Origin of the sequence: Komagataeibacter oboediens (assembly GCF_018491655.1) — a bacterium.
Taxonomy (GTDB): Bacteria; Pseudomonadota; Alphaproteobacteria; order Acetobacterales; family Acetobacteraceae; genus Komagataeibacter; species Komagataeibacter oboediens.
Genome location: NZ_JABLUU010000008.1, coordinates 50,300 through 75,505 on the forward strand (window position 1 = coordinate 50,300; position 25,206 = coordinate 75,505).

21 protein-coding genes and 1 pseudogene are annotated in these 25,206 nt (G+C 62.7%); 5 read left to right on the forward strand and 17 right to left on the reverse strand.

What is annotated here, in order from left to right:
- Positions 1-236: 236 nt before the first annotated feature.
- Positions 237-1,838: a B12-binding domain-containing radical SAM protein gene (locus HNO79_RS08655; protein WP_214165544.1), complete on the reverse strand. Its 1,602-nt coding sequence runs from the start codon at positions 1,836-1,838 to the stop codon at positions 237-239.
- Positions 1,835-1,963 carry a hypothetical protein gene (locus tag HNO79_RS17405; RefSeq protein ID WP_275878279.1) on the reverse strand — a complete coding sequence of 43 codons (129 nt, stop codon included), beginning with the start codon at positions 1,961-1,963 and terminating at the stop codon, positions 1,835-1,837. The genes HNO79_RS08655 and HNO79_RS17405 overlap by 4 nt, the downstream gene beginning before the upstream one ends.
- A 301-nt stretch (positions 1,964-2,264) precedes the next feature.
- Here HNO79_RS17405 and HNO79_RS08660 point away from each other — a divergent pair, with 301 nt between their 5' ends.
- Positions 2,265-2,576: a plasmid stabilization protein gene (locus tag HNO79_RS08660; protein ID WP_214165545.1), complete on the forward strand. Its 312-nt coding sequence runs from the start codon at positions 2,265-2,267 to the stop codon at positions 2,574-2,576.
- Positions 2,577-3,405: 829 nt separating this feature from the next.
- On the opposite strand, the gene HNO79_RS08665 is transcribed toward HNO79_RS08660, so the two are convergent.
- The 3 genes from HNO79_RS08665 to HNO79_RS08675 form a co-directional block, all read right to left on the reverse strand.
- Positions 3,406-4,206 carry an OBAP family protein gene (locus tag HNO79_RS08665; RefSeq protein ID WP_048855990.1) on the reverse strand — a complete coding sequence of 267 codons (801 nt, stop codon included), beginning with the start codon at positions 4,204-4,206 and terminating at the stop codon, positions 3,406-3,408.
- Positions 4,207-4,331: 125 nt separating this feature from the next.
- A complete protein-coding gene (locus tag HNO79_RS08670) occupies positions 4,332-5,822 on the reverse strand; it encodes a carbohydrate porin (protein WP_200409207.1) in 1,491 nt (496 codons plus the stop codon).
- Between the two features lie 11 nt (positions 5,823-5,833).
- Positions 5,834-7,177 (reverse strand): GntT/GntP/DsdX family permease, encoded by a 1,344-nt coding sequence (locus HNO79_RS08675; RefSeq protein ID WP_010515011.1) that lies wholly within the window; start codon positions 7,175-7,177, stop codon positions 5,834-5,836.
- Between the two features lie 493 nt (positions 7,178-7,670).
- Here HNO79_RS08675 and HNO79_RS08680 point away from each other — a divergent pair, with 493 nt between their 5' ends.
- Together HNO79_RS08680 and HNO79_RS08685 are read left to right on the forward strand one after the other, a co-directional pair.
- The gene (locus HNO79_RS08680; RefSeq protein WP_214165546.1) at positions 7,671-8,735 is read left to right on the forward strand and encodes an L-idonate 5-dehydrogenase; all 1,065 of its coding nucleotides are present in this window, start codon (positions 7,671-7,673) and stop codon (positions 8,733-8,735) included.
- Between the two features lie 325 nt (positions 8,736-9,060).
- Complete coding sequence (locus HNO79_RS08685; protein WP_214165547.1) at positions 9,061-10,548, forward strand: alpha/beta hydrolase-fold protein; 1,488 nt, start codon at positions 9,061-9,063, stop codon at positions 10,546-10,548.
- A gap of 131 nt (positions 10,549-10,679) precedes the next feature.
- Here the strand turns inward: HNO79_RS08685 and HNO79_RS08690 are convergent, their stop codons facing one another.
- From HNO79_RS08690 to exbB, 3 genes are read right to left on the reverse strand one after another with little or no spacing between them, the layout of a single operon-like run.
- Positions 10,680-11,537, reverse strand: coding sequence for an energy transducer TonB family protein (locus HNO79_RS08690; protein WP_214165548.1), 858 nt, complete (start codon positions 11,535-11,537; stop codon positions 10,680-10,682).
- A complete protein-coding gene (gene exbD, locus HNO79_RS08695) occupies positions 11,534-11,968 on the reverse strand; it encodes a TonB system transport protein ExbD (protein ID WP_010515018.1) in 435 nt (144 codons plus the stop codon). The genes HNO79_RS08690 and exbD overlap by 4 nt, the downstream gene beginning before the upstream one ends.
- A gap of 11 nt (positions 11,969-11,979) precedes the next feature.
- Entirely contained in the window at positions 11,980-12,714 is a 735-nt protein-coding gene (exbB, locus tag HNO79_RS08700) for a tonB-system energizer ExbB (RefSeq protein WP_010515019.1), read from the reverse strand.
- On the opposite strand from exbB, the gene HNO79_RS08705 reads away from it, so the two are divergent.
- Positions 12,713-12,958 (forward strand): hypothetical protein, encoded by a 246-nt coding sequence (locus HNO79_RS08705; protein ID WP_214165549.1) that lies wholly within the window; start codon positions 12,713-12,715, stop codon positions 12,956-12,958. The genes exbB and HNO79_RS08705 overlap by 2 nt on opposite strands.
- 142 nt (positions 12,959-13,100) lie before the next feature.
- Here HNO79_RS08705 and HNO79_RS08710 read toward each other — a convergent pair whose 3' ends face one another.
- The 4 genes from HNO79_RS08710 to HNO79_RS08725 all read right to left on the reverse strand — a co-directional run bounded on the left by HNO79_RS08710 (position 13,101) and on the right by HNO79_RS08725 (position 18,227).
- The gene (locus tag HNO79_RS08710) at positions 13,101-13,283 is read right to left on the reverse strand and encodes a hypothetical protein (RefSeq protein WP_214165550.1); all 183 of its coding nucleotides are present in this window, start codon (positions 13,281-13,283) and stop codon (positions 13,101-13,103) included.
- A gap of 166 nt (positions 13,284-13,449) precedes the next feature.
- Positions 13,450-15,945 carry a TonB-dependent receptor gene (locus tag HNO79_RS08715; RefSeq protein WP_244987482.1) on the reverse strand — a complete coding sequence of 832 codons (2,496 nt, stop codon included), beginning with the start codon at positions 15,943-15,945 and terminating at the stop codon, positions 13,450-13,452.
- Between the two features lie 112 nt (positions 15,946-16,057).
- Positions 16,058-17,335, reverse strand: coding sequence for an MFS transporter (locus HNO79_RS08720; protein ID WP_234448178.1), 1,278 nt, complete (start codon positions 17,333-17,335; stop codon positions 16,058-16,060).
- Entirely contained in the window at positions 17,316-18,227 is a 912-nt protein-coding gene (locus HNO79_RS08725) for a LysR family transcriptional regulator (protein ID WP_010515024.1), read from the reverse strand. Before HNO79_RS08725 ends, HNO79_RS08720 begins: the two co-directional genes overlap by 20 nt.
- 116 nt (positions 18,228-18,343) lie before the next feature.
- On the opposite strand from HNO79_RS08725, the gene ggt reads away from it, so the two are divergent.
- On the forward strand, positions 18,344-20,095 hold the full coding sequence (ggt, locus tag HNO79_RS08730) for a gamma-glutamyltransferase (RefSeq protein WP_234448177.1): 1,752 nt from the start codon (positions 18,344-18,346) through the stop codon (positions 20,093-20,095).
- A gap of 350 nt (positions 20,096-20,445) precedes the next feature.
- Here the strand turns inward: ggt and HNO79_RS08735 are convergent, their stop codons facing one another.
- The 5 genes and pseudogenes from HNO79_RS08735 to mobA all read right to left on the reverse strand — a co-directional run bounded on the left by HNO79_RS08735 (position 20,446) and on the right by mobA (position 25,178).
- Positions 20,446-20,796: a hypothetical protein gene (locus HNO79_RS08735; protein ID WP_214165551.1), complete on the reverse strand. Its 351-nt coding sequence runs from the start codon at positions 20,794-20,796 to the stop codon at positions 20,446-20,448.
- A 62-nt stretch (positions 20,797-20,858) separates the two neighbouring features.
- Positions 20,859-23,064: pseudogene (locus tag HNO79_RS08740) on the reverse strand (outer membrane protein assembly factor BamB family protein).
- Positions 23,064-23,450 (reverse strand): hypothetical protein, encoded by a 387-nt coding sequence (locus HNO79_RS08745; RefSeq protein ID WP_010515029.1) that lies wholly within the window; start codon positions 23,448-23,450, stop codon positions 23,064-23,066. Before HNO79_RS08745 ends, HNO79_RS08740 begins: the two are co-directional and overlap by 1 nt.
- A 192-nt stretch (positions 23,451-23,642) precedes the next feature.
- Complete coding sequence (fdhD, locus tag HNO79_RS08750; RefSeq protein ID WP_214165552.1) at positions 23,643-24,449, reverse strand: formate dehydrogenase accessory sulfurtransferase FdhD; 807 nt, start codon at positions 24,447-24,449, stop codon at positions 23,643-23,645.
- A gap of 99 nt (positions 24,450-24,548) precedes the next feature.
- Positions 24,549-25,178: a molybdenum cofactor guanylyltransferase gene (gene mobA / locus HNO79_RS08755; RefSeq protein WP_244987483.1), complete on the reverse strand. Its 630-nt coding sequence runs from the start codon at positions 25,176-25,178 to the stop codon at positions 24,549-24,551.
- Between the last annotated feature and the right edge of the window lie 28 nt (positions 25,179-25,206).

Genomic DNA, 25,206 nt, shown 5'->3' on the forward strand with positions numbered 1-25,206 from the left:
GAAGCGTGCGGGTGCCGCCCTTCTTTGGAAAGGCGGCATTCGCGAAGCAGGCCCTGCGCAGAATGCAGGCCGGACCCATGAAATGGCGCGCGCAATCACATTAACGTGCGATAATGACGTGGCCGGACATGCGCGTATGTCCCCTGCCCCGTTACCCGACGGGACCATGCAACCGGCATGCATGCTTCCCCACTACGGCGCGCCGGCACGCGCCGCGGGGGACAGGACGGTACGGATCAGGCCGGGACCAGTTCCGCGCCAGCCGATATCACGGATGGCGGGGCCTGCCAGCGGCCCGTGTCGACATTGCTGATTTCCTGATCGATTTCACACACGACCTGCCGGGCAAATGGGCCAAGATGCAGGTAAAGCGCGCTGGTCATCACCACATACGGCAATGCCCGTGGGTTATGCAGCGCGCAGTCCACCAGCATGCGCCAGAACTGTCCCGCTGTTCCCGGCCCCGCGCGGTGAATGCGCAGCAGAAGCCGGACAAAGCTGCGCAGATCCCCCTTCACCATCCGGTGTGTCCGTTCACGCCGCAACATCCGGCCCAACCGCCGCACGCGGCCGAAATAGGCCACGGGGTCATAAATTGCCTTCAGCACCGTGCGGTAATCGTTCAGCACGTCACGGCGCGGGCGCTTTGTTTCGAAATTCAGCCCTGCCGTGCACTGGTCGCCCGACTGCGTGTCCCCGCCGCCGGAAAACAGGCGCCCTTCGGCCAGAAGGCGGCGCGTCAGCTGGGTCGTGGGCAGGGCATACAGCAGGCCGACCATGCAGACCGGGATCGAGGTATCCTCGATACAGTCGATCATGCCTGCGGCCACGCTGCCCTTCTCGCTGTCAAAGCCGACGATGAAGCCCGCGTTGACGAAAATCCCGGCCTTGTGGATCGTCTCGATGCTCTGGCGCAGGCTGCGGCGCGTATTCTGCTTTTTCTGCATCAGCACGAGGGAATCCGTATCCGGGCTTTCGATTCCGACGAATATGGCGAAGAAATTGCTTTCGGACAGGCTACGCAGCAGGTCGGCATCATCGGCAAGGTTGATGGATGCCTCGGTCGAGAATTCGAAGGGGAAGTTCCGTGCATCCTGCCAGCGCTTGAGGTCGGGCAGGAATTTCTTTAGCGCCTTTTTGTTGCCAATCAGGTTGTCATCAACAAAATCCACGTGCCCGCGATACCCCAGCGCGTACAGGGCGTCGAGTTCAGCCATGACCTGCCCGTTCGTCTTGGTACGCGGCACCCGGCCATACAGTTCGATAATGTCACAGAATTCGCAACTGAACGGGCACCCGCGCGAAAACTGGACGCCCACATGCAGGTACTGGTCCAGCTTCAGCAGCTCGAAACGCGGCAGCGGGCTTTTTGTAACATCCGTCTTGCCCATTGGCGCTTCAAACACGCCGTGCCGTTCACCACCGCGCCAGGCGGCGATGAAACCGGCCATGATTTCCTCCGCCTCGCCCAGGACCTGAAAATCCGCCGCGCGGTAAAGATCCGGGCTGGATGTGACATCGGGGCCGCCCACCACCACCGGCCGTCCACGGGCATGGCATGTCTCGATGATATGGAGGGCGTCGTTGCGCTGCGGCAGCATGCCGCCGGTCATCACCATGTCGGCCCAGTCGATATCATCATCGCTCAGGGTTTCGGTATTACGGTTGACCAGCCGCACATCCCAGTGCGGGGGCAGCATGGCCGCAACGGTAATCAGCCCCAGCGGCGCCGCTGGGTAGCGCGCATCGGCCAGATCGCAGGCCGCCTGATAGTTCCAGAATGAACTGGCGTTGAAAAGCGGAAAGACCATCAGGACCCTGCAGCGATCGGACATCATGCTGGCACCTGCTGGCGTGCCTCCCGTTCCGGATTGAAGTGACCTCCCCGGCTGGGGGCGTGGCCCATGCGGACGGACGGATCCATCTGTGGCGGAATGACATTCTGCGGACGAACGGTCGTCATATGGATCTTCCATCTGTATATGGAACCGTTCCTACACCCCCTGCCCCGTCATGGCGATAGATGATTACTGGCGATATATGATGGTTTTATTTCTCAATGTAACAGAAATAAGGCACTTTTCAGTGTCCTGCCTGTAAAATGGCGCGTGGATTGTGAAAAAAGTTCCCTGTACCGCTTTTTCCAGGGTCCGGAAACGGCACGACAGGGCCATGCGGTGATACCGAAAACTTTTCCCGTCGCCGTGCATTGTCACGGCAGGGCGGCCTGCACGCCCCAACCGCAGGAAACGGGAGCATGGATCATGCCACGTGGTGACAAATCCGCCTACACGGACAAGCAGAAGCGACAGGCCGAACATATCGAGGACAGTTACGAACAGCGTGGCGTCAGCGAGGAAGAGGCCGAACGCCGCGCATGGGCCACCGTCAACAAGGAAACGGGCGGCGGCAAGAAAAGCGGATCGGGCCGGGGTCACGCCGTGACGCACGCCCCGTCACGCAAGGGCGGGGAAACGGGCGAGGCTGCTTCCGCCCACCGTCCGGCGGCAGACCGTTCGGCGTCGGCGCGGAAAGCCGCCGAAACCCGCCGCAGGAACGCGGAAAAACGGGATTAGGACCAGTCATCCCACCGCGTGCCGCAACAACCCGACAGTCATCCAGCGCGGCTGTTTGAAAAGAGACCGCTGGTCAAAACAGCAAAAGTCTCTGGGTATCGCCTTTTCCAAAAAAGGCGATGTCTTCCGAAGCGGTCTGAAGGCTGGATATGTTCCGGACAGAATGTTTCAGGCAGCCCTTTAACCTTTTCTGACCGGATGGCGGTGCGTGCACGCGATGCTTACGCCGCAGCGGGGTAACGGGACGCAATCCCCGGCGCCTGATACCTGCACGGAATGCGCGTGCCATATGCCCGCGATCACGGACGGCACGAACCAGCGAACGCGGCAGATCATCATGCCCAGCCCTGATGGTCTTTATCGTGCGGCCGGGGCCAGCCGGTAAAAAAATGCTTATCGGCCGGAGCGGTTGCGCCGTCCGTAAGCTGCGGTTCAAACAAACTCCGCCATATTTCAGGGCTGAGGCCCGGCAGGCGAAGACCTGTTTCGCCGGCAGGTCCCATAATGCGGCCTGCTGGCAGGTTTCGCCGTGTTCAACCGTGCCGAGCGGTGTGCATCATTACCTTTTTTTCCGAATTTCCGGACAACACTTCATAAGTTAAGGACGCATCCGGACTGGTCAGGCAGGGATGATCCGCCCTGCGGGACGTATTCTCGGCTTCCTGTCCACGTAAGTTCACCTGTAAAACATGATGTCAGATAAAATACCGTAACAGTATTTCCATGAAATGACAGGGACCGTGTCCGTTCTTTTCCTGCGCCGTTGCGGGCAATGGCGCGCCGGGCCGGATATCGGGCAACATTGCCCTCCCGACGGAAGGCTGCCCGTCTATCCCTTCAGGTTTTTTACCGGCCGTTCCACCATATGCACCTGCATGGCCGTGCCCCCCTGCCATGAATTCGCACCGGGCACGATGCGGGGCGTGGGAATATCGGCGCGGTTCTTTTTCTCGCCTGCGGTGGATACCCCGAAACGCCGGTCCCGGTCATCCAGCAATGCCTGCCGGACCTGCCCGTCTGCGGTAAATCCCATCATCAGCTGCGGGATGCCAAGCGGGAAGTCCGGGTTCCGGTCAACCTGCCATGTATGCCATGTCTTGCCATACGTGGTCACAAGGTCGGTCATGAACGCATGTTCCCCCAGATCGGGCACGCCGGGGGCGACCAGCATGCCGGACTTCACCTCGTAATGATGGCTGTGCCACAATTTCTTTTCGTCTTCCGGCAATGTCCGGAACAGACGCTCGCTTACAATGTATTCAATGCCGATCAGCTTGGCGTTCTTCTGGTTGGCTTCGTAAATCACGCATTGGTGGAAGTCCTCGGTCAGGTGCGTGCAGAAATGATTGGCCTCGACCTGGCGGCCCATGTCATCGGCATAGAAATGAAACCCGTTCAGGTATTCACTCATCGCATCAATGGGCCTTTTGACCTGTAGCGCATCCGCCGCCGTGTCCAGCACATCGCTGCGTGCGGATTTCGGGCTGCCGGGCGCCGGGGCCAGTGGCCTGTCCGCCGCGCGTGCACGCCCCCCGCGCCCGGCCAGCGCGGCAAGGGGCGCTGCAACAAGTGTTGCGGCAAGGCTGCGGCTGAAACAGCGGCGACAGGTAAAATTGTGCAGGAACGACATTGTCCGTCCTTTCTGGCCATATGAACCGTGTCGCCATAAAGCCCCCGGGCCGCCGGGGTTGCCTGCCGCCTGCTGCCGGACGCGCCCGGCGGGGCGACAGGGCAACGCCGCCTGTCCGTGGTGTGTTACATGAGCTGGATATGGCTCTTGAATCCCAGCAGCGCGGCATCGCGCAGGTTGGACTGGGCATTGGGGTGGATGTAGTATTCGAACAGGGGGGTGAAGATCACACCCGGCATGACATGTATCGCGTAATTCGCTTCCATGACGACCGTGTCGCGCTGCACGCCGGTTGCATGGTTGGGCAGGCTGCTCCGGTTTCCGATGTCGATCATGTCCTGTTCCGTCATCGTCACGCCATCGGCAATCCGTGTATAGGTCAGGGCAAAACCCATCGTGTCATACGGACGCGAGCGGAAGTAACCGCGATTGATCAGTGCCGCATACACAAGGTATTTGCGCAGCGACGTGCGTGGGTCGTTATATATCGCGCCGGACAGCGCGGTCAGGCCGGAATCCTTGTCATGGTAATGCAGCAGGCGCTGGTCGAACATGACCCATGTGGACCATGACGCGCCATGCTGCCTCTGTTTGCGGCCCGTCAGCGCATAGGGCGCGCCGGCCACATCAAGGTAATTGTCGTTCTGCGGCGTGCTGAACAGCTGCGCACCGAATTTGTAATGTCCCGGCAGGGTACCATGGCGGAACACGGGTTCCCACGCAGTTTCGATTGGTGCTGCATAACCGATGATGTTCGCGCCATTGAACTTGAAACCTGTGCGGTGCTGGTACACCTGGTAAATCCCGTTTTCAATCGGGTACAGGCCGGTCTGCACGTAAACCGACCGGGCGGGGCGGCCACGTACGCGGAACCCCCATGTGCCCGCGGGGTAGCCCGCGTCGTAATTGGTGTCGGTAATGCCCTTGGGCCGTCCGCAGAAACTGCCGTTCTGGAAGTTGCAGAACAGGGGGCTGGCCGCGAAATCCGATATTTCGGACATGCGGCCTGCGGCAATCGCCAGCCGCCCGCCCAGAAGCGTTTCCTCCCCATAGGCATAGACAAGGTGGACCACCACGTTGCCACCGCCGCCATAATCTTCGGATGCATGGTTCAGCCAGTCGCCAAACATGCGGTTGGCGGTCGTGCCATACCGGCCCACGGTTATCATATGGGTGGCGAACCCGCGCCAGCCCGCCAGCCTGTCCCAGTCCACATCCAGCTGCATGGCGTACTGCCCGGCATTGCTGGCCCCCTGCTTGTAATTACTGAACCCCGGCGTGCTGCCCCGCGTGGGCGGCGTGATCGCGCCTGCGAATTCATTGGTATTGTCCACAAGGAAGTTGATGCCGCGACGGCGCAGCCATTTTGACACGGGGTTTGGCGCCACCGCTTCGGGTTGGGAAAACGGCGGCACCCATGTCTTGTGCGAGGCATGCCTGGGCAACGGGCGCGACACCAGCAGGCTGGGGGCCGATCCGATGTCACGATCCATGACCTGTGCCCCGGCGGGCATGGCCCCGTACAGCAGGCCGCCCAGCGCAAGGGCGGCGGCCTGCATTGCCGTCCGCGCGATATTGCGCGCATGCACCGGCATTGCGGTATCAGGAAACAGCATGATGCGTCCCTTCAATGCACGAAAATGGAAGCGATCAGGCAGAAGACCAGCCCGCATACCGCAATCAGCGTTTCCAGCACCGACCATGTCTTTATGGTCTGCGGTACGGTCAGGCCCAGATATTCCTTGATCTGCCAGAAACCCGCGTCGTTCATCGGGCCAAAGGCCACCGATCCCGCCCCGGTCACCAGCACCATCAGTTCGGGTGAAACCCCGGTGCTGTGTTCCAGGATGGGGGCGACAATGCCCGACGCCGTTGCCATCGCCACGGTGGACGACCCGCACGCCACGCGCACGATGGCCGCCAGAACCCACGCCAGCACCAGCAGCGGCATGTGCGCGCCAAGGGCGGCATCGGTAATGGCGCGCGACACCCCGCTGTCGATCAGCACCCGGCCAAAGCCACCGCCCGCGCCGATCAGCAGCATGATCAGCGCCGTGGGCCCAAGGCATTCGTTGGTGAAGCGCAGGATGGTGGCGGCCGAAAACCCCTGCGCCACCCCCAGTACATAAAAGGACAATAACGTCGCCAGCACCAGCGCGATATCCGTATTGCCCACGAAATGCAGCACCGTGTTGGCCGTGCCATGCACCGTCGTGATCTGGTCAGCCAGCGAACCGACCAGCATGAGGATGACAGGCGACAGGATGGTTGCCACCGTCAGGAAAAAGCCCGGCATGTTGTCCGCGGGTTCATGCTTCACAAACTGTTCCGCCAGCGGGTTGGCTTCCGTCAGCGGCACACGGGCCGAGGCAAACCGCCCGAAGACCGGCCCCGCGATCACCGCGATGGGGGTGCCGATCACGACGCCCAGCATGATCGTATGGCCGATATTGGCATGGTACGCGCTTAACGCCAGCAGGGCCGCCGGGTGGGGCGGAATAAGCGCATGCGTGACCGACAACGCCGCCCCCATGGGCAGCGCCACCCGCAGCAGGGGCATGCTGGTGCGGTCGGCCAGCACGAACACCAGCGGGATCAGCAGGACGAAGCCCACTTCAAAAAACACCGGCAGGCCGATCAGCAGGCCAATCACCATCATGGCCCAGTCCACGCGTTCCCGCCCCGCGAACGCGGATATGGTCAGCGCGATGCGGTCCGCACCACCGGATTCCGCCAGCATCTTGCCCAGCATGGTGCCCAGTGCAATGACGGTGCCAACATGGCCCAGCACGTGGCCCGCGCCATTTTCAAACGACGCAACGACATGGTCCGCCGGCATGCCCGCAAACAGGGCAAGGGCGATGGAGACGATAAAAAGGACAATGAAAGGGTTCAGACGGAACCGGGCGATCAGGACAATAACGGCCAGAATTGCCGTTACAGCAAGAGAGATGGCAAATGCCGTGCTCATCCCGTAAATACTCCCATGGTTTGACACCACGCCTAACGCGCCCGATCGGTGGGAAGCCTGCGTCATAAAGTAAATGTTATGACATTATTGCCCGGATTCGACCAGAACGGCTGCCTTCCCCGTCAGTATCTGGAATAAAAACAAAACATTACAAATATAGGCAGATTTTCTGTTACAATTCGGTCAATCGGGCATTGTGCGCGGCACAATATGGACGGAGTGGACCGCATGCCCGGGTTCCATTATTAAATTATTATATAATGCGCTGTCGTGATGGCTGCTGGCGGCAACTTTTTCGCGCGTGCCCGTGGCCCCTTCCCTGCCGCAACCTTTCATCCATCCGGATCGTTTGGGTGCCGCGCGGTACAGCCGCGCACCAATATGTCACGCATACAGGACCGGGCCGATATGATTTTCCGTGGGGCAGCCATGGCGTCACGCTGCGTCCTGCCCCTGCCTGTATGGACGGGACTGATCAAAGGCAGGCAGCACCATGAATGTGTACAGTACCAAAAACAGGGAAGAGACAGTTACCCGGACCGAAGCCCTGGTCATCCACGCCCGGCGCGACCTGCGTCTGGACACGCGCGCCCTGCCGCCCCCCGGCCCGGACGAAGTGCGGGTGAACATGGCGTGGGGCGGCATATGTGGGTCGGACCTGCATTATTTTGCCCATGGCGGCGTGGGCGCATCCGTGCTGCATGCCCCGATGGTGCTGGGGCACGAGGTTTCGGGCACCGTTGCCGCAGTGGGGGGCGCGGTGGACGGCTTTGCCGTAGGGGACGCCGTGGCCATTCACCCCGCGCGGCCCTGCGGCGCATGTCCCGAATGCAGCCGGGGGCAGCGCAACCTGTGCCGGAACATGCGCTTTCTGGGCAGTGCAGCATACGACCCGCATACCGATGGCGGGTTCAGCCGCGCCATGATCGTCAGCGCGGCACAACTGCGCCATCTTCCCCCCGGCCTTGATACCCGCCGCGCCTGCCTGGCCGAACCGTTATCGGTGGGGCTGCATGCCATTGCGCGGGCGGGCGATGTGCGGGAACGTAGCGTGCTGGTGCAGGGTTCGGGGCCAATCGGGCTGCTGCTGGTTGCGGGGCTGGTCCACCATGGAGCGGGCCGCATTGTCGTGACCGACCTGGAGGATTTTCCCCTGCGCTGTGCTGCGCGACTGGGCGCGGATGCCTGCCACAACACGCGGCATGACACGGTAGATGAAGAATTCGATATCGTATTTGAAGCCACAGGCGTGCCCCGCGCGCTGCCCGGCGCCATAGCCCGCACCCGGCGCGGCGGCATACTGGTGCAGGTGGGCATGTTCCCGCCGGGCGACGTAGCGGTGCCGGTGGCCCAGATCATCAGCCGCGAACTCGATTTCCGTGGCACGTTCCGCTTTGATACGGAATTTGACGCAGCCCTTGCCCTGCTGGCCGAACGGCCGGAAATTGCTGATATCGTTGTGACCCAGCAGTTTCCGCTAAGCGACTTTGCCGCCGCCTTCGCCCTTGCCCCGGACCGCACACAGGCGGCAAAAATACTGCTGTCCCTGCCGGATTAGAACAATGATACCCCTTCCCGCTGTTGTACTGTCGGGAAGGGGAATATCCATTCATCCGGTCCTTCTTCTTTCCCGCCAGCATGCGCAAAATATCCTGAAAATAAAAAGCGTCAGGTCACATCGTCTTTTAAAAAAAGACGGCAGCCGGAACCTGTCATCAGGTCCACCGTCCCGCCAGCACACGCGTCGCCCGGCCGTTCAGGCATATCAGGCGGATGAAACATTTCGAGAGTTTTGTTTCCCGGCTTTCGCAATACTATCCGCGCATTGTCTGATGGTGTTACCGCCTGTCATAATGACGCGCGACCGGAACGGGAGAAGACACATGGCCGATGTATCAAGACGTAACTTCGTAACCGTCGGGGCTGTTCTGGCCAGTGCGGCTTCGACCATCGGGCTTGGCATGCAGCAGGCGCACGCGGCGGGGGGCGGGCATGGTTTCATGGCGGCGTCCTCCGCCGGGCCGGACGGCGACGACGGCCCCGGTCCGCATAAAAAGAAAACCCCCGGCCTGCAGGGTATCTGCGCGCTGTGCGAAGTTACCGGCGGTGGGGAAAAGGTATACGGCATCGCGGTGGAATACGATGTCGCCATCGACCCGGCCAGCCTTACCCCCGATACCTATGCAACCGCCGTTTTTCCCGCCGCCACGGGGTTCTTTCCCGGCATGCCGGATGAACCAGACAAGAATCACACGACCGCCACCGCCCGCCCGCGCGCCATTGCCGCCATCTACACCAATGCCGGACCCGCCCTGCGCCCCGACGGCAAAAGTGTCCCGGGCCGCTACGTCATTACCGAATTCCACCATGACCCGGACCTCAGCCTGCCCACGACCGACAGTGACCGGGTCAGCCTGAAGCAGAACCGTGCCGTCAGGACAACGGCTGGCGCGGTGTACGCCGCCAGCACCACCGTCTGGACCAATGCCGACCGGCGCGGGAACCGTGTCGCGATCCGTGGCGTGGATGCGTGGGAACAGAATCACTGGTGGTGGGACGATACGCGTTCCACCTGGCTGGAATACAGCATCTACCTGCCGAAATCCTTTCTGGCCGAAGGCGGGGAAAACCGTGCCTACCCGCTGATCCTGGCGGTAACCCATTCGGGCACCAGCCCCGATGGCACCTGCGCGCAGACGCTGACCGAACAGTGTATCGCAAGTATATGGAGCCTGCCCGAAGTGCAGGACCGGCGCGAATGCGTGGTCATTACCCCGCGTTACGAACGCACGACCATGAATGATTACTGGGAACACACGTCCGATGTTGAAAATACATACCGACTGGTTGAATCCCTGCTCGGCAATACATGGAATTTCGGCAACCCGAACCTTGCGGACAGATGCGACAAGATCCTGAAAATCGACCCGAAGCGGGTGTACTGCACCGGCTGGTCCATGGGGGCCATGACGTCACTGTGGCTTATGGCGCGCCACCCGCAGACATTTGCCGCCGGGCTGATCATTGCAGGCCAGCAGCGGCCGTCAGACCTTCTGCCACTGGCCAGCCAGAAGGTGCTGATCATTACCGGATCGAAAGATGACAAGGCCACGCCATGGAACGAAAAATGCGTGCCGGTCTGGGAAAAGGCCGGGGCGAAGGTCGTCCGCCCCAGACAGTATCTTGACCCCACCATGATTTTCCCCGTGGAAAGCCAGCAGAAGCTGACCGACCAGATCAACGGCTACCTGTCCGCGAACGCCAACATCACCTTCCTGACGTTTGAAGGTGTCGACCACATGGGCTCCGCGCGGAAGTTCTTCCATATCAATGCCGCGCGGGACTGGCTGCTGGATCAGGTAAAGGCATAAGGAACTTTTGCGGCTATCCCCAGGAAATAAAAAAAGCTTCAGAAAACGTCGCTTTTTTTACAAACAGGACAGCACCCAGAAATGTCTGTTCCACAGATTCACCACCACGGCGCCAGCGGACCACGCAGGGGTCAGTCCTGATTGAGGTGAAATTCAACCGGAACGGTCAGCGTAATGGGATCTCCCGGCACGCTGTCGGGCGGAATGGGCAGGGGCTGCGCGCGCCGGGGCAACGCCATGGCTTCCTGATCCAGCAGGGGGTGGCCGGAACTGCTGGCCAGCCGGACAGACAGCACATGGCCCCCGCGGTCCATGGAAAAGGTTACGGTGGGCGTGCCTTCGTGCTGGCTGTCCATGGCGGCGGGGGGATAGCGTTTGCACTTTTCCAGTTGCGCCAGCAGCGCGCCCTGCCACGTAAGCGGATCATGCGCCGCGTGGGCGGAAGATGATCCCGCCACCGGTGCCGCCTGCGTCGGCGCGGGCGGGGCGTCGGTGGACGGGGGCGCGGTCGTGGCCGCGGCTGGTGGCAGCCTGTCCGGCACCCGCTTTTCCTGCGACAGGGCCGGCCGGGTCTTTTTTCTGGGTGGCCTGCGGTTTTCGTCCTTCGGCACGGGCACCGGCGGGGTGGGGACAGGCGCAGGGGGGGCCGTAATGCGGGGCGGCGGGTCGGGTTGCGGGTCCGGTATGGACAGCGTCTGCTTCGGGCCGACCGCAACATCGGTCGGCGGCGCGGGGGTGGACACCGGTTCGGGCGCCATATCTATGGCAATGGCCGCAGGCGGGGGGGCAGGCACGGGTACCGGCGGGGATGGCAGGCGCATGATCCACCCCACCGTTCCCCCCGTAACCGCCAGCACACCCAGAAAGGACAGACCCCAGCGCATGGCGTCCGCACGCCGGGCCTGCCGGTCCCGGCTGTCCTGCCAGTGGGCAAAAGACAGCGTGACGGGATCGCGTTGCGCAACCAGTGTATCAGCCACGTCCGTCATGGCCCTGCCCCGTCATCGTGCCCCTGCAGGGTGACCAGTGAAACCCTGAGGTACCCGGCAGCGCGCAGCCTGTCCATCACCCCCATCAGCGTGCCGTAATCCACCGCCCTGTCGGCACGCAGGAAAATCCGTTCGTCGCGGTTGCCCCGGCTGGCGGCCTCAAGGGCTGGTGCCAGTCCGTCCATGGTCACGTCATCCTCGCCCACCGCAAGGCCGTGATCGGCCTTCACGGTCAGGAACACCGGATCATCCGGGCGCGGCGCGGGCTGCTGGGTGGATGACGGCAGGTCCACCGGCACGTTCACCGTGGTCAGCGGGGCCGTAACCATGAATATGACAAGCAGGACCAGCATCACGTCAATGAATGGCGTGACATTGATCCCGCTGGCTTCATGCGGGCTGTCATCGGCGTGGCGGATACGGGTGGCCATGATCGCGCCCCCTATTCCGCCGCCGCAAGGGCGTTGTCCGCCCGCGCGTCAAGCCGCACGACACGCCCCTGCCCCATCCGCGCCCGCCCCAGATCGCGTGAGACCAGGCGCATGACCAGTGCCGTCAGGTCCGCCACCTGCGCACGGCATGCTGCTGTCTGGCGGGCAAGGTGGTTGTAGATCACCACCGCCGGAATGGCGGCGACCAGCCCGAGTGCTGTCGCCAGCAGGGCTTCGGCAATGCCGGGGGCCACGACGGCCAGGCTGGTCGCCCTGCTGGCCGCAATGCCGGTAAACGAGGTCATGATGCCCCACACCGTACCGAACAGTCCGATGAAGGGCGAGGTCGCCCCGATGGTGGCCAGAACGCCAGTGCCGCGCAGCAGCCTGCGCCCCTCGGCCGCTTCCAGCCGTTCAAGATGCAGGGCGATGCGTTCCTTTACCCCTTCGCCATCATCATGAATGTCGGCGGAACGGTGACGCTCGGTTTCGGCGGCCATGACCAGCGCGTGGGCGATGGAGGTATTCTCACGGGTCCATTCCTCGCCCAGATCAAGGGTATTGGCGTCCTCCAGCGCGTTTTCCGCCGCCCGCAGCCGGACGCGCATGCGCAGCAGTTCGGCCGACTTGGCAACGAAAATGGTCCATGTCAGCACGCTTGCCGCCCCCAGCAGCAGCATCACGCACCGGACGACGGGACCGGCATTGAGGAACATGTCCCACGGGGAAAACGGAATCGGGGTCATGCACGACCTCCTGTACACTGCGGGTTCGCCATCGTGCCCGCGCGCGGCGGGCAGTCGGCAGGGTGAAGGAAAAGGCAGGCGCGCCCACGGGCGCGCCGTCCCGGCCGGGGGGCGTTGGCCATCTGCCACGACAACAGCATCGGCACTCCGGTTACGCACGCCGCCCGATGCCGGGACAGTGCGGGAAGGACTGGCCCATCGGGGTGAGGCACCGGCGATGGAGAGTATGGGTTCGGGTGACTAAATAATGCGTATGATAATTATTCGCAATATAATTCCACACGAACTGCGCAACATATCATTGCACGGCCCCATCCCCGCCAGACGCCCCGCCCACACGGCAGGCATGGAGGGTTTTTTCCAGACAGACGTTCATACCCTGCCGATCAGGGGCGGCCCCCGCACCGCAGGTCAGGCAGGCCATGGACAATGGATCGGCCACCGGGGGCGCCCTGCCCCACGCCGGTCATCATGGACCGATCGCACCAGACAGCATTATGGCCCACCGCATGCGGCAGGCCATCAATGACCGGGTTATAAAAAGAAAGGGATATACCGATGCCGTCCATCCGGGGTGGACCAGCCCGACCGCACACCGCAATGTGGCGATCTGGCCGTTCCCGTCATCCGGCACGGCAGGGACACCGGGTGGACCCGCATGGTCGTGGTCCGATCTGGATCAGGCACAAAGGACAGGCAGCCGTGATCGCACCGCCGCCTGTCCGGTCATGCCATTCAGAAGGATGTCGAGACCGTTCCGATCATGGAGAAGTTCGCCATCGGGTAGTAAAGCGGCGATCCGCCACTGGCAATCCGGTTGCCGTTCAGGCCGTAGGTCGGGTGCGCGTTGGTGGAGAAGCTGTAAACACCCGCCGCCTTGTACGTGCCCGTCAGGTTGGTGAAGTTGAGCTGGAACGTCGGGGACTGCGCGCGCCAGATCTTGGGGAAATGGTACCCGAGGGACAGCGTATCCGTGTAGTAGTGGCTCATGTATTCATCATTCATGAACGACGAATACTGACGGCCTGTATAATGCAGGCTGAAGTTCATGAAGAACGGACCCTCATTATAGGTCGTCCCGATGCTGAACATCACCTTTGGCGTCATGACCGGCGTGTTGCCCTTGGTCCGCAGGTAGTCCATCTGGCCATTTTCCGCCGCTGCCGGCAGGTTGTTGTCCATGGTGGCATGCAGGTATTCAAACGACACATAAGGCCGGAGACGGTGAAGCAGCGGGCGCGTGGACAGCATCACGTCAACACCACGTATGGTTTCGCCACCGGCATTGACGGTTTCACTGACCGCGTCATTGTTGGACGTATAGGTATTCAGTGTCAGCAGCCGGTTGGTGATGTTGAAGTTGTACAGGCTGACATCGGCGATCAGGAACTTGCCGGAATAACGGTAGCCCAGTTCTTCCTTGATGGAATACTGTGGCTTTACGTTTGCGCCCGATGTCGTCATCGCACCGCTGGTCAGGCTGTAGCGTGTCACCAGTCCTTCGGGCGACGGCGCACGGAAATCACCTTCCGCGTTGACATAGATCTGGTGGTGCGGCGTCAGGTTCCACGACCACGAAAAACGCGGCATGGGCGACACGAAATTGCTGGTCATCCTGCTGTTCGATCCCGGCAGGTAGCTCTGCCCGGTCAGTTCTTCGGTAAAGATCTTGAAGCCTGCGGTCACGGACATCTTGTGGTTCAGGAAATACTGCGTGTCTTCCACGAAACCGGTGTGCGAGCGATACGTGCCCAGATAATTCGTGGCGTAATAGATCGAACCATCCGCCAGGTGGTAATAGGTGTATGTATCGTTATCCGCGTACTGCCCGGACGTGACCTGGTTCATTTTCTGGACCGGGGTCTTGAGGGAATAGGAACTCTGTTCGTACCAGTAGCCGATCTGCCCCTCGTTGTTCTTCAGGTGCCAGTGCAGGGTGCTGACCACGCCGCCCTGCTGGTTGAGGGAGATGGCCGGCTCCGACACGTCCTGATAGGCGCTGGTCACCGCACCATCCCCGTTCAGGTCAACCGCCACCGGCTCGGACCCGGAATAGGTGTGGCCTTCCTGCAGGCGCGCCGCCGTATTCAGCGTAAAGGCCGAACGTTCGTAATACGGCACGATGCTGAGTGACAGCTGGTGGTTCAGGCGCAGCTTGACCGGCAGCGAGGTGTAGAACGTGTCCTTGTCATTGCCGTGCACGCCATAATAGCTCTGCGGGGAACTGGGGATCGGATCGGCGTCGTAGTTGAGCGGGATGCTCGGCTTGGTCCCGTTCATGTCGGCTTCCAGGTTCGCCATGGTCGGGAAACGGTTCTGGAAGTTGTGGCTGTGATTGTAGCCCAGGAAGAAGTCGATCGTGCTGCCGTCGTTGAACTTCTTCTGCAGGCGGTAATCCAGATGCTTGCGGTCGCTGATGCCCGACCCGCGCCACGCTTCCGCACGGGTATGGGACAGGGAGATGTAGCTGGTGACACCAGAATGCCCGATCTCGCCCGAATCAACGCGCAGGAATTCGCGCGAGGTATCAAAGGTGCCGTAGCTGCCTGAAATCATGCCGCCGAATTTTTCCGACGGTGCGCGCGTGGTCACTTCCAGCGAACCGGCCGCAGCGGAGTTGAGCGGCGCACCAACCGAAGTGGAGCCTGGCGACATGGATTCCGCAGCGATATTGTTGCTGTCCACATAGTTCTGGATGAAGCCGGTCGCTGACGATGTGGAGCCGTTGGAAATCGGCATGCCGTTGATCAGCACGCCAATATCATTGTCGTTCAGGCCACGGCTGCTGATCGCGCCGCCATCAATGCCGCTGGGGTCGGACGATGACACGTTGACGCTGGGCAGGTTGCGGATCAGGTCCAGCGGCGCGCTGGTCGGGCTCTGCATCGCGATATAGTCCTGCGTCACCGTCTGGACTGCGTGCGCCGCCGTTTCCCGGCGCATCATGCCGCCGCCGGGCGCGCTGTTGCGCTGGGCCGTAACGCTGATGCTTTCGGGGTGGTCAGGGGACTGCGTCGTCTTGGCACTGGTGTCCGTGGTGGCGGCACCCTTCTTTACCACGCGGGCGTGGGATGTGGGGGTGACCGACGGGGCCTGCTGTGCCGAGGCGGTTTCCATGGCACCCAGTCCGCCAAGGACCGTTGCCATGACCAGACAGCTTTTTCTGCTCCGCAGGGCACGGGCCAGGGTGGACTTGGTGGCGTTCGGACGGAAGAGCACATGAAACGGCATTGGCAACGTATCCTAGCAGGGCGTCAACGTTCCGACATCGTTTCAAAAACGGACCCGTTGATAAAGGGGCCGCGACTGGGGAAATTATCAACCTGATGTTGATAGTCCCGCCTCAGGCCGGGCGAGTCCGCCGCAGAAGGCCCGCCGCCAGCAGCAGCGAAACCAGCGCCAGAACGGCCAGCGCCGAGACATAGAGCATGGGAATGCTCTCCAGCCCCGTATGCGCGATCAGCGCGGCATTGACCAGCGGCGCCAGGCTGCCGAACACCACAACGCCCGATGAATACCCGATCGCAAGCCCCCGCCCCCGGCTCCCGCGCGGAAACAGCAGGCTGATGAAGCCATCCAGCACCGCGAAATACATCAGCGCCGCCATGTTGAACACCAGCGGCATCGCCAGCAGCGCATAGGAATGACGGTGCAGGACGGAAAATGCAAGCCATGGCAGAATCATCATGATCACGCACCCCAGCGCGGGCGGGCGTATGTCGTGGGTGCGATCGAAATAACTGGCCAGCTTCCACCGCAGCGGCGTGAACACCAGCTGCACCGCGTATGTGGTCAGGCTGACGACATAGACGGTGCGGGTTTCGATATGGAAATGATGCCGCGCGTAATACGGCATGTAGATCCCCAGATAGGTAATGCCGCTGCCAAGGGAAATCATGCCCGCAACCAGCAGAATGCGGATGATGGTGCCCGGTTCGACAAACGGGGCGGCAACGACCGGCCCGGCGGGCAATGGCAGTGAAAGCAGCCGCCGGCGCAGCACCAGCCCGGCCATGCCCGCGCAGATTCCGCCCAGTGTCGCAATGCGGAAGCCGTAGCCGTCAAACGCGGCGGGCGGCAGCACCACGCTGAGGGCAAGCGCCATGGCGGCGGCCAGGAAGGAGGCAAGGATCTGCCCGATGGGCTGCCAGCTTGCCGCGCGGGCTTCGTGGTGGGGCGAATTCTCGATCAGGCACGACGTGGCGCTGCTGAACTCCCCCCCCAGGGAAAACCCGTGCAGCAGCCGCGCGCCAATAATGGCCACGGGCGCCAGCACGCCAATCGTGTCGTAGCCCGGCGTCAGCGCAAGCAGCAGGCTGCCCAGCGTCATCAGCCGGATGCACAGGATCATGGTCGGCAGCCGCCCCCTGCGGTCGGCATAGGTACCCAGGACCACCGCCCCCAGCGGGCGGCCGACCATGGTCAGGCCGAACGTGGCCAGCACCAGCGCCAGTGGCGAGAACGCCAGCCCGGTAGGAAAGAATGTCTGGGCGATGGAGCCGGAAAAATAGGCATATATAACAAAGTCATAATATTCGATCACACTTCCGATGACGCAGGCACAGATCACCAGCCAGCGACCGGGGACGGAACTGCCCATTTCAGGAAGAGGACGTGCCAAGATGGCTGATCATGAAGTCAATGAACGACCGCAGGGTCGGCGCATTGTACCGTTCCCTGTGGTACAGCAGATAGATGGGCCGCGACGGCAGCGCGTATTCCGGCAGCAGCGCCTGAAGCTGCCCGTTATGCAGGTCGGCCTGCACCACGTCCTCGGGCAGCATGGCCACCCCCAGCCCCGCCAGCGTGGCGCGGTGCATGGCCTGCGTGTTGTTGAACAGCATCCGCCGCTTCATGGGCACGATCACCTGCCCCTCGGCTCCCTCCAGCCGCCATTCACGCTGCCCCCATGCCTGTGGCGAAGTGGCGGAATAGGCAAAGGCCAGCCCGTCATGGGTAGCAAGCTGGTGGGGGTTCACGATTTCCTCGTGACAGGCGACGTAGGCAGGCGCGGCGCACAGGGTCATGCGGTAATCGCCCAGCCTGCGGCAGATCAGCGATGAAGGTTCCGGCGTGCCCAGCCGGATGGCCACGTCGAACTTGTCGCGCGTCAGGTCCATTGCGCGCGCGCTCAGCACCACCTCGATATCCACGGACGGGTGCCGCGCCAGATAACGGGCAATGCACGGCGTGACACTTTCAATGCCATAGGTAATGGGCGTTGTTATACGCAGTGTCCCCGCCGGGCTGTCCTGCGCCGCCTGCGCCAGTTCCTTCGTTTCATCCACAAGACGGAGGATTTCCTTGCATTTGTCAAAATACAGGGCACCAAACGGGGTCAGGCTCTGCCGTCGGGTGGTGCGGCGCAGCAGGGTGCTGCCCAGTTGTTCCTCCAGCACGCGCACGTAATTTCCCACCATGGTGGACGAAATGCCACACCGTTCGGCGGCGGCTGTCATGCTGCCGGTCTCGACAACGGCGACGAAGATGGAAATGGCCTGAAAAACGTTCATTATGAACCAACAATTGATAATCTTCTTACCGTAAGCGCATTTATCGGCCCACGTAAAGTTTGTAACGGTAAAGGTACGATATTTTGGTTCAGAGTATGAAAGTTGCTGATTCCAATATGCAAGCATCTGCCGCCCGTCCGTCTCCTTTCATCCGTTCGCAAAAAAAACGTCTTGTCGCCAGCGCGGTGGGTGCGGTCATGCTGATTATTGGCTCAGGCACCCCGGGCCGGGCGCAGGATACGGGCGACACCGCCCGGGCACGCCATTTCATGGTGGCAACCGCCAACCCGATGGCGTCCCATGCCGCATCTGTCGTGCTGGAACATGGCGGCAACGCGGTTGATGCCGCCATCGCGGGCCAGATGGTGCTGGCCGTGGTCGAACCGCAGGCATCGGGCCTTGGTGGCGGGTCTGCCATCATGTACTGGGACAAGGGCAGCAGGAAGCTCGACTTTTACGACGGGCTGGCCAGCGCCCCGGCCAGTGTGCCGCAGGACTACGCGCATGATGCGTCGGGCCAGCGCCTGCCCACCGATGCGCTGGAACGCAGCGGCCGGGTGGTCGCGGTGCCGGGCACGCTGCGCACGCTGGCCCTGCTGCATGCCCGTTACGGCAGGCTGCCGTGGGCGGACCTGTTTACCGACGCCATCCGGCTGGCGCGTGACGGGTTTCCCCTGCCGGGCTACCTGCACCTTGTCCTGACCGAACGCCCCGAACTGTCGCGCCTGCCCGCCTTCGCGCAGTATTTTGACGACAGGGGGCACCCCCTGCCACAGGCCACCACGCTGCATAACGAAGCCCTGGCGCAGACGCTGGAGCACGTGGCGAAAGATGGTGCGGAATACCTGTATAAACCCGAATTCGCCGCCAAGATCGGGGCCGCCGTCGCCACCGGGGCGTATCCCGGCAAAATCGTGCCGTCGGACCTTGCCGGTTACCGGGTGCGCGAACGCGCGCCGCTGTGCATTACCGCGTTTGGACGCCGGATCTGTTCCGCCGCCCCGCCGGTGGCGGGTGGCCTGTCTGTCCTGCAGCAGCTGGCCATACTGGACCGCCTGAACATAGGCCACTACGCCCCCGGCAGCGTGGAGGCGGCCCACCTGCTGCTGGAGGCATCGCGTCTGGCGGAAGCCGACCGGCGCAAATACGCGGCCGACCCCGATTTCGTGCCCGTGGCGACGGCACAACTGCTTGATCCCGCCTATCTGGACAGCCGGGCGGCACTGGTGTCCGACAGCCGCGCAATGGACAGGGTCGCGCCGGGCACGCTGACGCAGCATGCCTTCGCACAGCCGGTATCCGATGCGATGACCGTTCCCGCCACCACGCATCTGGCCATACGTGACAGCAAGGGCAACGCGCTGTCCTTCACCACCACCATCAACCTGAATTTCGGCGCGGATATCATTGTCGATGGCGTGGTGCTGAATAACGCCATCACCAATTTCGCGACCCGTCCGGTGGTGGATGGCCAGACGGTGGCCAACATCGCGGCACCGGGCAAACGACCGATCACGACCATGGCCCCGACCATCGTATTCGGCAAGGATGGCCAGCCGGAAGTCATCATTGGCGCCGGTGGCGGCGCGCGCATCATTGATTCGGTCGTGCAGACGCTGGTGGGCTATCTGGCATGGGGGCAGAATATCCGCACCGCCATTGAACAGCCGCGCATCGGGGCACAGAACCGTGGCCAGGAACTGGAACGCGGAACCGCCGCCGCGGGGCTGGAGAAATCCCTGCGCGACATGGGGCACAAGCCCAAAATCGCGGTCATGAACGCAGCGGTGCAGGCCATTACGGTCGGGCCGGACGGCATGCAGGGCTGGGGCGACCCCCATCGCGACGGCGTGGCGATGGGCCAGTAAACGCCACCGGCCCGCACGGCTGACCCCCCCCTCCCCCATCATCGGACAGGATCATAGGATCCGGCGCAGGGGAATGCAGATCCACCCGAAACACACGGACATCCTGGCATCTTAAACAGGATGTCCGTCTGTTCAGGTCTGTAGCAGATGCCCTTAGCGGTGGGGGCAGGGAAATATCCTGTCCAGATCCGGCCTGCGCGTGGCCCTGAATGACGTGACGGCATGGGGCCAGACCAATAAAAGGCGGCAATTCATCCGCACGGATGTGCCCCGTCCAGTCGTGGCCCGGACTGGCCGTCGAGGGGTTCAGGCAGGGGACGGCAGCCATCTGTTCATGACCGACATATTCATCAAAACGGCCCCAGCCCCGTTACCCGGACTGGACATATATCAGGACATGGGCAGAACCGGGACAGCGCCGGGTGGCAGAAAGTCTGTGATGACAGACCCGTGCGCAACGGATGAGACTGTTCAAAAAAAAAACCATTGGAAAAACAGGAAGAAGTCTTGGGTATCGCCTCTTCCAAAAAGGCGACATCTTCCGACACTTCCTGAAAAAGCATCAACAGCATCTGCCTTATGATTGCTGGATATTTTCCGGACGGGTTTTGCAAACACTCCCCGATGCCGTGTAACCGGGCTGCCCCCATGGGGCCGCGGCCGATTTCCACACGGTGCAGAATTCCAATACCGGTACGCATAAAAAAACCGGGGCCGCATTACACGGCCCCGGTCGGGATCGGTCACAACAGGACGGATACCCTCAGTTCACGTTATCCAGTGCGTAAACCACCAGGTCATCCGTCACCGGCGTCATCATGAAGTGGTGGCCACCGGCCATGATGGCGACGTACTGCTTGCCCTTGTATTCATACGTCATGGGCGTCGCCTGTCCGCCACCGGGCAGGACATCGTTCCACACCTCGCGTCCGGTATGGATGTCGAAGGCGTGGATCATGTTGTCCGTCGTCGCGGCAACAAAGATCAGACCACCGGCGGTAATGACCGGGCCGCCATTGTTGGGCGTGCCAATGGTCAGCGGCAGGTGGGTGGGCAGGCCGAACGGGCCGTTGGCGCGCGCGCTGCCCAGCGGGTGCTGCCACAGCACCTTCTGCGTGTGCATATCGATGGCGGTGATCATGCCATAGGGCGGGCGGTTGCACATCATGCCCGTATATTCATCCCAGAACGGGGAGACCACGATGCCATACGGTGTTTCCGCCATGGCCCCTGCCCCTTCGGCACCGCCGCCACCGGGCTTGTAGTTGGGGTCATCCACCGGCATCAGTCCCAGCTTGTCCGCCTTCTTGCGGCTGACCAGCTGGTCATACATGGGCGTGTTGTTCCAGTTGGCGATCAGGATGCCGGTCTTTTCATCATAGGCCACGCTGCCCCAGTCGGACCCGCCGTTATAGCCGGGATATTCCAGCCACGGCTTGTCGATGCTGGGCGGGGTGAACTCACCCACATAATGGGCACGGCGATATTTCAGGCGGCAGTACAGCTGATCGATGGGGGACATGCCCCACATGTCAGCTTCCTTCAGCGGTGCGAAGCCCAGACGCGGCATGCCAACCGACCACGGCTGCGTCGGTGCGCGCGTATCGCCCGGTACCATGCCCGGAGATGGCGCGGGCCGTTCCTCCACCGGCAGCACCGGCTCACCCGTGCGGCGGTCCAGCACGAAGGTCTGGCCACGCTTGGTCGGCATGATCAGCGCGGGAACGCTGCTGCCATCCGGCTTGGTGAAGTCCATGAGTGTCGGCTGCGACCCGATGTCGTAATCCCACACGTCCTTGTGCACGGTCTGGAACACCCAGCGCGGCTCACCCGTTTTCACGTCGATCGCGACAACGGCGGAAGACACCTTTGTTTTCTTCAGGTGAACGCATGGCGCTGTAATAATCGGCGGCGGAATTGCCGGTCGGCACGTAAACCAGACCCAGCGCATTGTCGCCAATCATCGCAGCCCAGGAATTGGGGGTGCCACGGCTGTAATGTTCGCCTTCCTTCGGTTCGCCATGTTCATGCGGACGGTTGACGTCCCATGCCCACAGGAAGCGACCGGTTTCGGCGTCGTAACCACGGATCACGCCCGACGGTGCCCAGCGGCGCTGGCCATCGAGGACTTCCTGGTTGGTGATGATCGCGCCATTGACGATCGGCGGCGGCGCGGTTTCGGCCACGAAACCGGGCACGGACTCACCCATCCCCTTCATCAGGTTGACCATGCCGTGCCAGCCGAAGCCCTCGCACACCTTGCCGTCCTCGCTGTCTACTTCGATCAGGCGTTCATCCAGCGTGGCTTCAAGGATACGGTGGTGGCAGTGCTCGCCTTCCGGCACGGTGGAGGACGTGTAGTACACAACCGCCTTACACGCCGCCGTATAGGGAATGCTGTCGTATTTTTCATTGGCGTGGAAGTGCCAGACTTCCTTGCCCGTGGCCGGGTCGATGCGCATCATGTCGTTCATGGCCGAACACATGTACAGCCCGTCCCCCACCTTGATCGGCGTGGTTTCGGCGGCCCACTTGTTCACCTGCCCCGGCGCGGGCTTGCTGCCGGTATGGTAGATGAACGCACGCTTCAGATGGCCGACATTGGACGGCGTGATCTGGTCCAGCGGCGAGTAGCGCGTGGCCCTGTCATCACGGCCATAGCCGGGCCAGTCATCATGCGCGGGGTTGGCCGTGACCTGCTCGACCATCGGCGTGGCCTCGCTGGGTTCGGCGGGCGGGCCGTCGGGAATGTTGGCGGCATTCACGCCGGGCGCCTGCGGCGCGTTGGGCGACGGAGGCGAAAATGCATCCTGCGGCGGCGTGGGCGTGCCGGGGGATACGGTGGCGTTGCCATTGCCCGGCGGCTGGTCGGCGGGGGGTACCTGCGCCAGTGCGGAGACACCGGCAGTACCGGCAATAATGGTGGCGCCCAGCAGCAGGGTGCGCAGGATCGGGGTATGGTTGGACATCATGCGACCTCCCGCACATGGGTTGTGCGTGCCTGTTCCGCACGCCGCAGCACCGGCAGGCACAGCGCCACGCCAATGGCCAGCAGGGTGGGACCGAACACGCGCGGCAGCAGCCCCCAGCCGTCCAGTCCGACCTCCCAGAATGCCCACAGCCATGTAAAGGCGCATGCCCCCAGATACAGCAGGCCACCGGCCGGACGGCCCATGGCCATCAGCACGCCAGCCACCGTAACCACCAGACCGCAGACAACGTAGTAAAGCGAGCCACCAAGGAACGCGAGTTCCGCGCCCATATAGACCAGTGGCAGGCCGAGCAGGATGATGATGACCGCAAGTAATAGCGTCGCCCATCCTGCGGCGCTGTGCGGTTTCATGAAAGCAGACATAATGGATGTTCCTCCAGTATCATGAGGCGGAGGCTAGTCCCGCGCCCGTTAAACGCGAAAAAACGAAATCGCGAGGTTGGTCACGACTTTATTACTATTGTTTCAGAACTATAAGTATTCCGCCACAAAATGGCTGTTGCCATGTCGGATCGTGAATCCAGACCTGCCACGGTTGCAGACAAAATGTTTTTTTTACTTCTCGATGACCAGATCGGGAACCATTACGGATGCAGCCCGCGCGGGTGCGGCCAGATACAGCCCCGCCTCCGCCGCCACCCGCAGCGCACGCGCCGTTGGCGCCGATACCGCCACCAGTCCCGGCATGCCCGCCATGATCGCCTTATGCGCCATTTCATACGAACACCGGCTGGTAATCACGCAGAACCCGCGCCCGAAATCCACCCCGTCGCGCAGGCCCGCCCCCACCAGTTTGTCCAGCGCGTTGTGGCGGCCGACATCCTCACGCACATGCATGATTTCACCATCAGGCGCGCACCACGCGGCGGCATGCAGCATGCGCGCGCGGGCATTGAGCACCTGCCGCCCCGGCAGCGCCGCCAGCGCACGGCCCACCGCCATCAGGTCGGGCGGCGCGTCAGGCACCGTGCGGCGCGGGCGGTCCAGCACGTCACGCGCATCCGTGCCGCATACGCCACAGCTGGTGCGCCCCGTCATCGCCCGCCGCCCGCGCGCCAGCAGCCGGTGAAAGGACGGGCCGTCTATGCGCATCTCCACCCCCGCATGATCGTCCCCCGCCCGGACCGTGACATCTTTCAGCGCCGCAAGGTCGGGAATGATCCCTTCGGTCAGGGCGAAACCCGTGGCAAAGTCACGCAGGTCCAGTGGCGTCGCCATCATCACCCCATGCGCCATGCCGTTGAAGGACAGGGTCACGGGGGTTTCCTCGGCAATGTCCAGCGTGCGCCGGATGGCTGGCGCGCCGGGCGCATGCACCGTCATGGCGCAGGGTACGATGGCGGGCGGCAGGGGGCGGGTCATGGCATGGTCCTTCGTCCGCCATGGCGGATCACGACGGGCGGCCTGCGCCCGGCGCGAAATGGCGGGGCAACAGGTCGCCGCATGGCGGCTGTCATGACGTCAGTCACGTACATATTGCCGGGCCATGGCGTAATCGTCCGGGGTATTGATGTTCATGAACGGGTCCGGCCCACCGGGCGGCACGACAAACGCCACCCCACGCGCGCCCAGTGCCTCGGCCAGCGTGCGCACGCGGGTCACCTCGCGCCGGGTGGCGGGTGTCATGTGGCCCAGTTGCCTGGCCAGCAGGTCGCGGCAGCCCACCGGCCATGCCGCGACAAGGCTGTGCCGTTGCCCGCCGCTGACGGCAAAGGACGGCGCAGGCAGCAGGCGGGACACAAGGTCGGCAGGGATGAACGGCGTATCGCCCGGCACCGTCACCAGCACGTCACACCCCTGCCCCGCCGCCCAGTCCAGCCCGGCCAGCACGCCAGCCAGCGGCCCCACGCCCGCAACCGTATCGGCCAGAACCGGCAGGCCATGGGCCGCAAACCGCGCCGGGTCGCCATTGGCGCTCAGCGCAATGGCGGCGCAGCACGGACGCAGGCGGGCAACAATACGCCCAAGGCAGGTCTCGCCCCCCAGCACCAGAAGCGGCTTGTCACCACCGCCCATGCGCTGCGCCATGCCACCTGCCATGACCAGGCCGGCCACGCGTGGCGGCTGCACCCCGCGCATCACTGCCCGCATTGCGCATGGCGGCCCGGGGCCGTACCCT

Excerpts from the sequence above, each read along its gene's own strand:
- HNO79_RS08670 (WP_200409207.1), bottom strand. The coding sequence starts at position 5,822 with ATGCTGTTTCCTGATACCGCAATGCCGGTGCATGCGCGCAATATCGCG.
- HNO79_RS08685 (WP_214165547.1), top strand. The coding sequence starts at position 9,061 with ATGGCCGATGTATCAAGACGTAACTTCGTAACCGTCGGGGCTGTTCTG.
- HNO79_RS08710 (WP_214165550.1), bottom strand. The coding sequence starts at position 13,283 with ATGGACGGCATCGGTATATCCCTTTCTTTTTATAACCCGGTCATTGAT.
- HNO79_RS08725 (WP_010515024.1), bottom strand. The coding sequence starts at position 18,227 with ATGAACGTTTTTCAGGCCATTTCCATCTTCGTCGCCGTTGTCGAGACC.
- HNO79_RS08715 (WP_244987482.1), bottom strand. The coding sequence starts at position 15,945 with ATGCCGTTTCATGTGCTCTTCCGTCCGAACGCCACCAAGTCCACCCTG.
- HNO79_RS17405 (WP_275878279.1), bottom strand. The coding sequence starts at position 1,963 with ATGACGACCGTTCGTCCGCAGAATGTCATTCCGCCACAGATGGATCCG.
- HNO79_RS08680 (WP_214165546.1), top strand. The coding sequence starts at position 7,671 with ATGAATGTGTACAGTACCAAAAACAGGGAAGAGACAGTTACCCGGACC.
- HNO79_RS08735 (WP_214165551.1), bottom strand. The coding sequence starts at position 20,796 with ATGCGTACCGGTATTGGAATTCTGCACCGTGTGGAAATCGGCCGCGGC.
- exbB (WP_010515019.1), bottom strand. The coding sequence starts at position 12,714 with ATGACCCCGATTCCGTTTTCCCCGTGGGACATGTTCCTCAATGCCGGT.
- HNO79_RS08675 (WP_010515011.1), bottom strand. The coding sequence starts at position 7,177 with ATGAGCACGGCATTTGCCATCTCTCTTGCTGTAACGGCAATTCTGGCC.
- mobA (WP_244987483.1), bottom strand. The coding sequence starts at position 25,178 with ATGCGGGCAGTGATGCGCGGGGTGCAGCCGCCACGCGTGGCCGGCCTG.
- HNO79_RS08655 (WP_214165544.1), bottom strand. The coding sequence starts at position 1,838 with ATGATGTCCGATCGCTGCAGGGTCCTGATGGTCTTTCCGCTTTTCAAC.
- fdhD (WP_214165552.1), bottom strand. The coding sequence starts at position 24,449 with ATGACCCGCCCCCTGCCGCCCGCCATCGTACCCTGCGCCATGACGGTG.
- HNO79_RS08665 (WP_048855990.1), bottom strand. The coding sequence starts at position 4,206 with ATGTCGTTCCTGCACAATTTTACCTGTCGCCGCTGTTTCAGCCGCAGC.
- HNO79_RS08705 (WP_214165549.1), top strand. The coding sequence starts at position 12,713 with ATGCACGACCTCCTGTACACTGCGGGTTCGCCATCGTGCCCGCGCGCG.
- HNO79_RS08690 (WP_214165548.1), bottom strand. The coding sequence starts at position 11,537 with ATGACGGACGTGGCTGATACACTGGTTGCGCAACGCGATCCCGTCACG.
- ggt (WP_234448177.1), top strand. The coding sequence starts at position 18,344 with ATGCAAGCATCTGCCGCCCGTCCGTCTCCTTTCATCCGTTCGCAAAAA.
- exbD (WP_010515018.1), bottom strand. The coding sequence starts at position 11,968 with ATGGCCACCCGTATCCGCCACGCCGATGACAGCCCGCATGAAGCCAGC.
- HNO79_RS08660 (WP_214165545.1), top strand. The coding sequence starts at position 2,265 with ATGCCACGTGGTGACAAATCCGCCTACACGGACAAGCAGAAGCGACAG.
- HNO79_RS08745 (WP_010515029.1), bottom strand. The coding sequence starts at position 23,450 with ATGTCTGCTTTCATGAAACCGCACAGCGCCGCAGGATGGGCGACGCTA.